Raw genomic sequence first — 12,230 nt, 5'->3', positions numbered from 1 at the left:
TCGTCAGGCTGGCAACCTGCGTCGTCGTCAGTTCAGACACCTGCGTCGTCGTCAGATTGTTCAGCGCCGTCGAGTTCAGGCCGCGCACCTGCGTCGTCGTCAGGGCCGCCAGATCGGTCGTCTCAAGCGACTGCAGGTTGGTGGAGTTCAAGACGTTCAGCTGTGTCGTCGTCAGCCCCACGATCTGAGTCGTCGTCAGCTCGGCAACCTGCGTCGTCGACAGATTGTTCAGCGCCGTCGAATTCAGATTGCGAACCTGCGTCGTCGTCAGAACCGCCAGATCGGTGGTCTCGATCGCCTGCAGGCTGGTCGAGTTCATACCGTTCAGCTGCGTCGTCGTCAGGCTGACAACCTGCGTCGTCGTCAATGCGGCGATGTTGGATGTATCAAACGAATTAATCTGCGTGGAGGTAAGAGCAACAACCTGCGTGGTGCCAAACCCGACAACCTGCGTCGTGGAAAGGGCGGCGACGGCGGTGGTGGTCAGACCACTGACCTGAGATGTTGCGAGCGCGGCGATCTGGGTGGTGGTGACGGCACCGATCTGCGTGGTGGACAGCCCCGCAAAGTTCGTCGTGGAAAGGGCCCGTACCTGGCTCGTTCCCAACGCTGCGACGACCGTCGTCGAAAGACCGGAAAGCTGGGTTGTCGCCAACGCACCGAATTGCGTGGTGGACAACGCACCGACCTGGGTGGTGTCAAGCACCTCAGTCTGGGTCGACGCAAGCGACCTCAAGTCTGTCGAAGAGAGTGATGCCAAGACCGTCGTAGTCAGGCCGGCAATTTGGGTGGTGTTAAAGGACGAAATGATCGACATGGCCGCGCTCCAGATTCTCAGTGTCAGGTGGAACCACCCAGCAAGACCTCTCTGTCCAGAAGCCCTACCAAGCCGCCGCGACCTACACTCACGCAGAGTTGCCGGCCACGACTAACACCCACACAATCTGGAGCCTTCTACCGGATCAAATCGACAGCACTCACCCACGCCAGAAAACTGGCGCATACAAAATAGCTGCCTAATGGTCCCCTTTTGGTATTCGGCGCCCAAATTTTTTGGGTCTCATTGGATAAAATACCATCCATAAGCACGAGTCAAGTTTCAATCGGAGTACCCCCCATTTTTGGCCCTCAAGCGCAGCCGAATTGCCGCTCCATTGCACAAAAGGGGGGCCGGGGCGGGGCGATGCCGCTAATGCCTCCCCCGTGGCGGCCTTTCGCTCCATCGACACCGCCGAATCCGCATTTGCGGCTGCTTCCACTTTTTTGTCGTTAATTTTGGCGATTGGCATTAGCCTCACGCCCAGTTGACCGACCCCCTATAGTGGATATTGCGATTGTCCCCTCATTTGACGGCATTGCGGTGTCTGTTCTTGGTCGCAATGCATCACGGCGTACAATTGTCGCCTGATGAATTGCCGGCTGCCACGGACGGCGAGCTGGTATCAACCATTATGCGGACCATGTACCGCGTGGGCCTGCGCACGAAGCTGGTCCGCCACAGCAGCTGGAAATCCGTCTGCAACCTCGGTGGTGGCTATCCGGCCATCGCGATCCGCAAGGATGGAAGCTGGGTGATCCTGGCCTTTGTGCCGCCGGGTCCCGCAGGCAGCCAGTTCGCGGCCATCCTCGACCCCCAGAACGAGGGGGCGGGCGTCCAGATGGTTCCGGAAGCCGAATTTCGGGAACAATGGTCGGGTCAGCTTATCCTGACCAAGCGGATCCATGCGCTTCTGGATGAGAAGCAGCCTTTCGGCTTCCGCTGGTTCATGCCGGAAATCCTGCGCTACGCCAATTTCTTCCGGGGTGTGGCCATTGCTGCCGTGATGTGCAACCTGATCGCATTGGCCATGCCGATGCTGTTTCAGGTGCTGATCGACAAGGTCGTCACACATCATTCTTATCAGACGCTGTTCGCGATCGTCTGCATCTATATCCTGTTGACCCTTTTCGACGGGTTCTTTGCCTATGTGCGGCAGAACCTGATGACCCTGGCCAGCAACAAGATTGATGCCCGCCTCACCTCGCGGACCTTCCAGCATCTGCTGAGTCTGCCGTTGAGCTTCTTCGAGAGCAACAGTGCCGGCGTGTTGACGCGGCACATGCAGCAGACGGAGAAGTTGCGGCATTTCCTGACAGGCCGGTTGTTCCAGTGCTTCCTGGATGGGATCACCCTGCCGGTGCTGCTGGTGCTGCTGGCCATGTATAGCGGGATATTGACGCTGATCGTGCTGGCGTTTTCATTGGCCATCTCCGGCGTGATCGCCTTCATGGTGCCGATCTATCGATCGCAGTTGAGCCGGCTATATGAAACGGATGCCTCACGCCAGGCGCATCTGGTCGAAACCCTGCACAGCATGCGTGCGGTGAAATCGCTGGTGCTGGAGAATTTGCGGCAGACCGCCTGGGACAACAAGGTTGCGCAGGCCGCGCGCAGACATCTGGATGTAGCCCGTATCGGCATCCTGGGTGGTGTCCTGACCAACGGGCTGGAAAAGCTGATGCAGATCAGCATTCTGGGTTTCGGGGCGGTCCTGGTGTTCGATGGACATCTCAGCCTGGGCGCCCTGGTCGCGTTCAACATGCTGTGCGGCCGGGTGACGGGCCCGTTGCTGCAGATCGTCGCCCTGATCAATGAGTATCAGGAGGCCGACCTTTCCGTCCGCATGCTGGGCACCGTCATGAACACCCCGGCGGAGCGCAGCGGCAGCATCCGTCAGGCGCGCCCGCCGATCACCGGGGCGATGACGTTCGAAGACGTCACTTTCCGTTATGCTCCAGGCGCTTCGCCTGCCCTGAACAAGGTCAGCTTCGATGTCGAGGAGGGGCAGGTCGTCGGTGTCGTCGGCCGGTCGGGATCGGGCAAGACAACCATTACCCGCATGATCCAGTCCATCCATCTTCCCCAGGAAGGGATGATCAAGCTGAATGGCGTCGACCTCCGCCATATCGACCTTGACCATCTGCGGCGCAGCATTGGTGTGGTCCTGCAGGACAATCTGCTGTTTCGGGGCACGATCCGCGAAAATATCGCGGCGGCACGCCCCGACGCGCAGCTGGCCGAGATCATTCAGGCGGCACAGATGGCCGGTGCCGACGAGTTCATCGACCGGCTGCCCATGTCCTACGATACGATGGTGGAGGAAAACGCCTCCAACTTCTCCGGCGGACAGCGCCAGCGCATCGCCATCGCCCGCGCCCTGGTCACCCATCCACGCCTGCTGATCTTCGACGAGGCCACGAGCGCGCTGGACCCGGACAGCGAAGCTATCGTCCAAAGGAACCTGACCCGCATCGCCGAGGGCCGGACGATGCTGATCGTCTCCCATCGGCTTTCTTCACTGGTCAAGGCGGATAAGATCCTGGTCCTTGAACAGGGTCGTCTCATCGACTGCGCCCCCCACGCCGTCTTGCTGCAACGCTGCGACATTTATCGGCACCTATGGCAAACCCAGACACAGCACATCCATTGAAACGGGCTCTGAATCCCCTGCGAGAGCGCTGGCGTCAGGTCATCGGACAACAGGCGCCGCGCCCCTATGTCGCGCCCGAGGCGATGGAGTTCCAATCCGATCTTGAAGTGGTGATTGCCGAGCCGGCGCCCCCGATCCTAGGGCGCCCCCATCTCGTCGTCGCCGGCATGCTGGTCTTGGCCGGCATCGTCGCATCGCTCATCCAGGTCGATATGGTGGTCGTGGCGCCCGGACGTCTGGTCACACAGTCGCCGCCCATCATTCTGCAACCGATGGCCCTGTCGATCGTCACGGAAATGCGGGTCAAGCCAGGGGAGGTTGTCCGACAGGGGCAGGTTCTGGCCACACTGGACCCGACCTTCACTGCTGCCGACCGTTCGTCCCTGTCATCGCAGCAGAAGACGCTGTTCGCCCTGCTGCGCCGGCTGGAGCTGGAGTCGGCGGGCAAGCCGTTGCCCGACAGCATGACCCGAGACCCCGACCCGGACATGGTGCTGCAGACGACGCTGTTCCACCAGCGATCGGCGCAATACCAGTCACGTCTCGCCGCCTTCGACGGCCAGATCAGCAGTGACGAAACCGCCCTGCGCTCCGCCGAGGACGATGAGAAGTCACTGTCGCAGCAATTGGATGTGGCGCAGGACGTCGAAAACCTGCGTGCCGAGCTGTTCAAGGGCCAGACCGGGTCACGGTTGCAGTTGCTGGAGGCGCGGTCGGTCCGTCTGGAGACGGAGCGGTCCCTGCAAGCCACCCGGAACAAGATCCAGGAACTGCGATTCGCGCTGGCAGCCCGGCGCGCGGAGCGACAGAACTTCGTGGACGACTGGCAGCGGCAGCTGCTGGAGCAGCTGGTTGAAACCAGGCGCGATGCGGCACAGGTCGACGAGGCGTTGACCAAGGCCGTGCGCATGAACGATCTGGTCGAACTGACAGCACCGGCCGACGCCATCGTGCAGGAAGTGGCTAAACGGTCCAGCGGCTCCATCGCGCGCGAGGCCGAGGCGCTGATTACCCTGATTCCCCTGGACAGCCCGTTGCTGGCGGATGTCACCATCGGCTCCGCCGACATCGGCTATGTCCGTCTGGGCGATGAGGTCGAGGTGAAGGTCGACCCGTTTCCGTTTCAGCGCCATGGCATGCTGAAGGGGCGGATGCGCTCGATCAGTCAGGAATCCTATGTGGTTGGAGCCACCGGGGAGCAACTGGACGCACTGCGATCGCCGGTCATTTCCAGCGCCTATGTGCACAAGGCGCAGGTTGAACTGCTGACGACCGAGCTGCGGCGGATGCCGGAAGGCACCGCCTTGACCGCCGGTATGACGGTGCGGGCCGAAATCAAGGTCGGCAGCCGCTCCGTCATGTCCTATTTCCTTTATCCGATCCTGCGCGGTCTGGATGAAAGCATCCGAGAGCCGTAACCAATCGGCCCTCGGATGCCCGGTCAGTCAGGCTGACGCCACAGGCGCTGATCGTAGGGAATGGGGGAATAGGCATTGTGCCGGGCCAGCGCGGTCCGATAGCGCTGTTCATAGTCCGGCAGGAAGCCAAACTCCTCGGCATCATGGTTGAAGTCGCTGCCGATATCCCCATAGAGGCGGATGTTGGTCATGTCGGGAATCGGCAGGCGTCCTGCTTCCCAATCCGCCCACATCCGGTCGAACGCGTCCTCCATTGATCGCGCCATCAGATTGGTATCGAACAAGGCGCAAGTGTCACGCGCCGCCCGCAGCTTTTCCCGGGCAGCCGCCAGTTCCTCGGGATGGGTCGCCAATCGCACCGCCGTTTCCACATAGTCGCGCGGACCGGAGCAGACAAGATCGGGAAGGCCGGCCGAATGCACCAGGCTGGCACAGACACGCGACGCAAAGGTGCGGCCCGGGACCGTGACGACGGGTACACCCATCCACAACGCATCCGATGCCGTGGTGTGGGCACCGTAGGGCGCGCTGTCCAGAAAGACGTCCACGACCTTGTAGCGCGCCAGATGGTCCGGTGAGGCGGTGAACGGGGCACAGATGAACCGGGCCTGGTCGACACCCGCCGCCGTCAGGCGCTCGCGCAATTCGACTTCGACATGGTCACCGGGTTGCAGCATCCACAACACGCTGTTTTCAACCCGCTTCAAAATCTCGATCCAGCGGGCGAACGTGAAGCGGGTCAGTTTCTGCTGACCATTGAAGCAGGCATAGATGAACGCATCCTTGGGCAACCCATATTGTTCAGGCACCGGTACACCGGGGGCCACGACCCGGTGCCTGTCATTGGGCTGGTAACAAGGGACGCGTTCCACCTTCTCCGTGTAATATTTCTCCATCTCCGGCGGGATGATGACATTGTCGGCCAGGATGTAATGGTGGAAGGGGCTGCCCATGGTGCCGGGATAGCCCAGCCAGTTCACGATGATGGGTGCCGGGCGCCGGGACAGCAGACGGGTACGCGCATCGCGCGTGTGGCCGTTGATGTCGATCAGGATGTCGATACCGCGTTCCTCGATCAGGGCCGCCGCATCGGGATCCGACATCGGTGTTATATCGACCCAGTAATCAACACTGTTGCGGATTCGCGTCTTCAGACCGTCGTCGTGGGGCACACCGCAATAAAAGACACTGACCTCGATCCGCGTCCGGTCATGCAGACCGAACAGTTCCGCCGTCAGGTGCCCGATGGCATGGGCGCGCAGATCCGATGACAAATATCCAATGCGCAGTCGTCCGTCGGGATGACGGCGCCGGTGAGCGAAATCAGCATTCGTCTTGAAGCTGTCCGGCATGCCCACATCATGCGCCACATAGTGATAGGCGTTGGCCAGGGACAGCAGGGGATCATCCGTGTAATAGGCCATGCTGAGCGGGGCCATCACCAGGTTCATCTGCTTGGTCGTCACCTCGCCCACGGGCTGCAGAAGCGGCCACTTGCACTGGCGCTGACGCACATTCACCCAATGCACGATTTCTTCACGCGAATGCGGCCGGATCTCCAGCGTCCTGCGCAGCAGATTTTCCGTTTCGGCGGTCATCTTCTGCTCGCTCAGCACCCGGCCCAGCTGCTTGATGGCCGTCACCTTGTAGCTGATCGTCTCCTGATTGACGTTCCCCAGAAGGCCGAGCGCGTGCCGCCAGTAATTGATAGCCATTTCGGCCTGGCCCAGGCGCTCCAGACACGAGCCCAGCGAAATGACGGCCGGCACAAAGTCCGGCCGCTGGCCGATGATTTCGTTGAAGATAATCAGGGCGCCATGCAGGTCGCCCTGATTCATCTTCACGGTGCCGAGATTGAAGCGCGCCGCCTGGATGGCGGGGTCATCGGGGTGTGAAGCGATCCACCCGGTATAAAGCTCAGCAACCCCATTCGTGTCGCCACGACGTTCAAACTCGGCCGCAGCCGCGAAAAGTTGAAGAATGTCCATGTGGACCGGCCCCGATGACAACGACAAGGCAGGGATCAGGGCGTATCGACGCCAAGCTGCCCGGCGAAATAGGCGATTGTGCGCTTCAATCCCTCTTGGAGATGGATGGTCGGCTGCCAGGACAACAGGGCCTTGGCCTTGGTGATGTCAGGGCAGCGCTGCAGCGGATCATCCTGGGGCAGAGGCTTGACGATGAATTCCGACTTGGCCCCGGTCAGACGGACCACCTCCTCGGCCAGCTGCCGGATCGTATATTCACCCGGATTGCCGATATTGATGGGGCCCGTCACACTGTCGGGCGCATCCATCAGCCGCACGAACCCTTCGATCAGGTCATCGACATAGCAGAAGGAACGCGTCTGCGATCCATCGCCATAGATCGTGATCGGCAGGCCCTGCAGGGCCTGGACAATGAAATTGGACACCACGCGCCCGTCATTGGGATGCATGCGGGGGCCATAGGTGTTGAAAATGCGCACGACACGAATATTCACGCCGGCCTGGCGATGATAATCGAAGAACAGCGTTTCTGCGCAGCGCTTGCCTTCGTCGTAGCAGGCGCGCGGGCCGATCGGATTGACGTTGCCGCGATATTCTTCGGTCTGCGGATGCACGGTCGGGTCGCCATAGACCTCCGACGTGGAGGCCTGGAAGATCTTCGCCTTGGTCCGCTTCGCCAGCCCCAGCAGGTTGATGGCCCCATGCACCGAGGTCTTCGTCGTCTGTACGGGGTTGAACTGGTAATGGACGGGCGAAGCCGGGCAGGCGAGGTTATAGATCTCGTCCACTTCCACGAACAGCGGGAAGGTAACGTCGTGGCGCATCACCTCGAAATGGGGATACGACATCAGATGCAGGATATTGTCCCGCGTGCCTGTGAAGAAATTGTCCACACAGAGCACATCGTGCCCGTCCTTCAGCAACCGCTCACAGAGATGGGAGCCGAGAAAGCCGGCGCCACCGGCAACCAAGATCCGCTTACGAGCCCGCTTCATGTTCTTCCTTCGCGGTTGATGGCAAGGTCGGCGTCAAACCGGCCTTTATCGGAGAAGATGCTTAATCTATAACGCAGCGGAGGGGAGGGATGCCAATGGGAAGCAGCATTTCCTGCCCACAAACCGCAATTTTGACCCCGCACCGGCCACGGCGGGTAGCCAAGCGCAAGGAACTGACGGTTGCACGCCAACCTGCTACGGCTTTTTGCATTGATCGGCCTGCTGGCGCTGGCGGGGTGCGGCAGCGCCCCCACGCCATCGAACCAGCCGCCTGACACCGAGCTGGTGTTCTGGGAAAGCATCCGGGACAGCAAGGATCCGGCGGAATACCGTGCCTATCTGGACGCCTATCCCCAGGGACGTTTCGCGGCACTGGCACGGATAAGGGCCACCGCCGCAACACCGCCGGCCCCCGTGCCATCGTCCGCTCCGTCGGCGCCGGTGCGCAAGCCGCCGCCCGCGAAACCCGCGGCCCCGGTCACCAAGCCCGCACCCCCAAAGGCGCAGCAGGGCGACCCGGCCATCATCGACACACCGGCCCCGCCGGTGAACTGGGCCAAGATCGATGATGTCGGCGGCCGGCCCAATCCCTTGCTGCGCAGCCAGATCATGGATTGCTGGGACCCGCCGCCGCTGCCCCGCGGCATCGGCAGCCTGCGGGCGGAGATCGGCATCTATTTCGACCCTGCCACCGGCCAGGTGCGTGGCGCTGCCTTCCTGGGCGGAAACCGGCAGATGAATGACACCGTCTATGCCCGCTTCGTCAACAGCGCCCTGGCCGCCCCCATGGCGCCTGGCTGCCGGGCACTGGACCTGCGTCAGCCTGGTGCCGATGCGGCCACGGGACTGGTCTTACTGTTCGCGCTCGACAGCCCGCCCTGATCGCCACGGATCGCCCGCAGGATCGCGAAATAATCCAGGATACGGGCCGACCGCCATTCCTGGTCCTGCCAGGCGCCCTGTTCGCGGGCGATCCGGCAGGCCTCGATGCCCGCCGCACGCCCGTCCACGCCGGGTGCGGTGCGCAGATGCGCCGGTAGTGCTTGCAGGAACGGCTCCATCGCCTCGGGCGAGGGTGACGGCATTTCCTGCAGCCACGCTTGCGACATGCGAAACCGGTCGCGCATGATCAGAGCCGTCATGTAATCCAGCGGTGGCATCAGTTGGGCCGGCTCCCCCGGCCGCACGCCCATCATCGGCATCAAGGGCGCCAGGGACGGCACGGCATGGTTGGCCATGACCTCGCAGTTCCAGTACAGCCGGGCCACGTCGCGGTAATGATGCAGGTCGCGAATCGGTTCCAGCCCGGACTGGTCGATCGGCAATATCTCGACCTTCGGCTTGGTGACGGTGACCGTATCATTGGAAACATCGACATAGAGCGTGCCGATCTGCGTCGCGTTCTGAAAGAACTGGCCGCGCAAAACACCCCAGATGGGCCGCATGATGCCACCTGCCTTGAAAAAGGCATGCAGCGCGCGTTCTGCCGGAAGTTGAGGTTTCTGTAGGCGCCGAACCAGCTCCTTGCGGATTTCGTCGCTGATCTCCAGACAGCAGCCCAGGGGATATTCCTTCCCGTAGGTCATCGTGTACCGCGCGGACAGAGCAGGATCCATCTCGTCGCGCAGGGCATAGAGATAATCGTAGATCTTCTTCAAGGACGGGATCAGGAAACGTTTGGTCAATGCCAGCTGTTCTCGACTGACCGGCGCCGGCTCATGGGGTAGCAGGGAAGGGACAGCGACATTCTTCATCTTCATTTGAGGCCGGTTGACAGATGGCAAGCCGCTGATCTTTCGCACGACGCTTTGATACCGGTCCAGTGAACTCTGCTGCCAGGGGCATCGGGAACGGCCAACCGTTTCGGGCATCAAACATATTGCAAATGCGAGTCATTCCTAATAATTTCCCATCGGCAACGCGCTGCACCATTTGGGCGGCGCACAAGGCTAATTTGCGAATGACTCGCATTATAAATTGATCAAAGCAGGTGGAGATGATGGAAGCAAGGCAGAATTCCCAGGTGCTGCGGGGACGCTTGGCCCTGATGGCGGCCCTTTCCGTTGGGGTCGCAGCCAGTGCCGCGCCCGTGCTGGCCCAAAGCAACGCGGGGGTAGCCAAGGAAGGGGACAAGGCGGTCCTGCTGCCCACCCTCGGTGTCGAAGGTCAGGCGGCGGCCCCGGACAACAAGCCGGAGAAGGCCGCATCACCCAAATACACCGCGCCGCTGCGCGATACGCCGCAGACCATCACCGTGGTACCGGCCACCGTGATCAAGGAACAGAATCTGCTGAACCTGCGCGACATCCTGACAACGGTGCCGGGCATCACCTTCGGCGCCGGCGAAGGTGGCGGCGGCTATGGTGACAGCATCAATCTGCGTGGCTATTCCGCCAATTCCGACATCGCCATCGACGGTATCCGCGACAGCGCCCAGTACACGCGCAGCGACAGTTTCAATCTGGAACAGCTGGAGGTAACCAACGGCGCCAACTCCGTCTATACGGGGGCGGGTTCCGTCGGCGGCAGCATCAACCTGGTCTCCAAGGCGGCCAAGGACGACAGTTTCACCAATGCCAGCGCCGGCATCGGCACCGACAGCTATTACCGCGCCACCGTCGATACCAACCAGAAGATCGGCGACAGCGTGGCCGTCCGCCTGAACGCCATGGGACACAAAAATGATGCCCCCGGCCGCGACGTGGAAAAATATGAACGCTGGGGCGTGGCGCCCTCGGTGATCTTCGGCCTGAACACCGACACTCAGGTGACGTTGTCCTATTTCCACCAGCATGACGACAATATCCCGCAATATGGCGTGCCCTATTATCAGAACGCCTTCCACAATGGCGTCCTGCCGGGCGTGGATCTGTCCAATTACTACGGATACGCCAATGTCGACACGCAGCAGAGCGATGTCGACATGGTCACGGCCAAGATCGAACACCGCTTCACGGATCGGCTGTCCGTCCAGAACATGACCCGCTGGCAGCGCGTCACCCAGTTCTCCATCGTCGATCCACCGCAGGGCACCTGGTGTCTGGCCGACGGCACCAACGCCTCGTCGGGCGCTGCCTGCAGCCCGGCGGGGACCTACACCCCCAGCGGCCCACGCGGCAATACCCGCGACACGCGCAACAGCATGCTGTTCAACCAGACGGACCTGAAGGCCGAGCTGGCCACCGGCGCCATCACCCACAACCTGACCCTGGGTGCCGCAATCTTTGCCGAGAAGTTCCACCTGAACACGGGCAATTCGCTGCGCAACCCCGGTGGGGCGACACCCAATCCGACCCTGCCGGCGATGAGCATCAGCAATCCGAACAATATCTATACTGGCCCGGTGAATTTCATCCGTACGGCCACCCAGGACGGCAATCTGGAGAACCAGGCCGTGTACCTGTTCGATCAGGTCAAGCTGAACGAACAGGTAGAGCTGAATGGCGGTGTGCGCTGGGAACATAACAAGGGCGACTACACGGCCGGCACCTACAGCGCCCAGGGCGTGTTCCAGTCGCAGGGCGAGTTGTTCAAGAACAGCGAGAACCTGTTCTCCTACCGCGCCGGGCTGGTGTACAAGCCGCTGCCCAACGGGTCGATCTATGTGGCCTATGGCAATTCCAAGACCCCGTCCAAGACGGCCGTCAACGGTTCCTGCACGGTGGCGACCTGCAATGTCGATCCGGAAACCGCCAGGAATTACGAGATCGGCACGAAATGGGATCTGCTGGACAACCAGCTTTCCCTGACCGCCGCGATCTTCCGCAATGAACGCACCAACTACAAGGTGCCGTCGGCCGACCCCCTGATCCCCGAACAACAGCTGAAGGGCAAAAGCCGGGTGGACGGTGCCTCTCTGGGTGTCGCCGGCACGATCACGGACGCCTGGCGCGTCTTCGCCAACTACACCTATCTGGACAGCGAGGTGCTGCAGAGTGTGGATGACGGCGTCGCCGACCCGCAGCGGGGCAATCCCCTGACCAGCACCATGAAGCATTCCGGCAGTCTGTGGACCACCTATGACCTGCCCATCGGGCTGCAGCTGGGCTATGGCGCCACCTATTTCGGCCGGATGTACCTGAACAACAATGCCACGGTGCTGTTCCAGACCCCGGATTTCTGGGTCCACCGCGCGTCGGCCTCCTACTGGCTGACGGAAGATGTGCAGGTGCAGCTGAACGTCAACAACCTGTTCGACAAGCATTATTTCCAACGCATCCGCAATGGCGGCTGGGCCACGCCGGGCGATGCCCGCAACGCCATGCTGACGGTGAATTACAGTTTCTGATCCGCTGTCGATACGTCAGGTGGAAAGGGGGCCCAGATCGGGTCCCCTTTTTTCATGTCGGCATTGATGCA

Annotated in this window: 7 protein-coding genes and 1 pseudogene; 4 read left to right on the top strand and 4 right to left on the bottom strand. The window is 61.4% G+C overall.

What is annotated here, in order from left to right; genetic code table 11:
* Positions 1-817, bottom strand: a pseudogene (locus tag ACODTW_RS24470) (beta strand repeat-containing protein); the annotation flags it as partial.
* Positions 818-1,451: 634 nt separating this feature from the next.
* On the opposite strand from ACODTW_RS24470, the gene ACODTW_RS24465 reads away from it, so the two are divergent.
* Together ACODTW_RS24465 and ACODTW_RS24460 are read left to right on the top strand one after the other, a co-directional pair.
* Positions 1,452-3,470 carry a peptidase domain-containing ABC transporter gene (locus tag ACODTW_RS24465; protein WP_488948754.1) on the top strand — a complete coding sequence of 673 codons (2,019 nt, stop codon included), beginning with the start codon at positions 1,452-1,454 and terminating at the stop codon, positions 3,468-3,470.
* The gene (locus ACODTW_RS24460) at positions 3,467-4,888 is read left to right on the top strand and encodes an HlyD family type I secretion periplasmic adaptor subunit (protein WP_488948753.1); all 1,422 of its coding nucleotides are present in this window, start codon (positions 3,467-3,469) and stop codon (positions 4,886-4,888) included. The genes ACODTW_RS24465 and ACODTW_RS24460 overlap by 4 nt, the downstream gene beginning before the upstream one ends.
* 23 nt (positions 4,889-4,911) lie before the next feature.
* On the opposite strand, the gene ACODTW_RS24455 is transcribed toward ACODTW_RS24460, so the two are convergent.
* Both ACODTW_RS24455 and ACODTW_RS24450 read right to left on the bottom strand, forming a co-directional pair.
* Complete coding sequence (locus ACODTW_RS24455; protein WP_488948752.1) at positions 4,912-6,876, bottom strand: O-linked N-acetylglucosamine transferase, SPINDLY family protein; 1,965 nt, start codon at positions 6,874-6,876, stop codon at positions 4,912-4,914.
* Between the two features lie 35 nt (positions 6,877-6,911).
* Positions 6,912-7,871: a UDP-glucuronic acid decarboxylase family protein gene (locus tag ACODTW_RS24450; RefSeq protein WP_488948751.1), complete on the bottom strand. Its 960-nt coding sequence runs from the start codon at positions 7,869-7,871 to the stop codon at positions 6,912-6,914.
* A gap of 180 nt (positions 7,872-8,051) precedes the next feature.
* On the opposite strand from ACODTW_RS24450, the gene ACODTW_RS24445 reads away from it, so the two are divergent.
* Positions 8,052-8,753, top strand: a complete 702-nt coding sequence (locus ACODTW_RS24445) for a hypothetical protein (protein ID WP_488948750.1) — start codon at positions 8,052-8,054, stop codon at positions 8,751-8,753.
* On the opposite strand, the gene ACODTW_RS24440 is transcribed toward ACODTW_RS24445, so the two are convergent.
* A complete protein-coding gene (locus tag ACODTW_RS24440) occupies positions 8,690-9,556 on the bottom strand; it encodes a hypothetical protein (protein WP_488948749.1) in 867 nt (288 codons plus the stop codon). The two genes, ACODTW_RS24445 and ACODTW_RS24440, sit on opposite strands and share 64 nt — an antisense overlap.
* A gap of 311 nt (positions 9,557-9,867) precedes the next feature.
* On the opposite strand from ACODTW_RS24440, the gene ACODTW_RS24435 reads away from it, so the two are divergent.
* The gene (locus tag ACODTW_RS24435; protein WP_488948748.1) at positions 9,868-12,159 is read left to right on the top strand and encodes a TonB-dependent receptor; all 2,292 of its coding nucleotides are present in this window, start codon (positions 9,868-9,870) and stop codon (positions 12,157-12,159) included.
* The last annotated feature ends 71 nt before the right edge of the window (positions 12,160-12,230 follow it).

It is taken from the genome of Niveispirillum sp. FG148 (assembly GCF_057809655.1).
This window is presented reverse-complemented; position numbering and strand designations above follow the sequence as displayed.

Coding starts and splice junctions, on each gene's coding strand:
- ACODTW_RS24465 (WP_488948754.1), top strand. CDS start 1,452: ATGCGGACCATGTACCGCGTGGGCCTGCGCACGAAGCTGGTCCGCCAC.
- ACODTW_RS24455 (WP_488948752.1), bottom strand. CDS start 6,876: ATGGACATTCTTCAACTTTTCGCGGCTGCGGCCGAGTTTGAACGTCGT.
- ACODTW_RS24450 (WP_488948751.1), bottom strand. CDS start 7,871: ATGAAGCGGGCTCGTAAGCGGATCTTGGTTGCCGGTGGCGCCGGCTTT.
- ACODTW_RS24435 (WP_488948748.1), top strand. CDS start 9,868: ATGATGGAAGCAAGGCAGAATTCCCAGGTGCTGCGGGGACGCTTGGCC.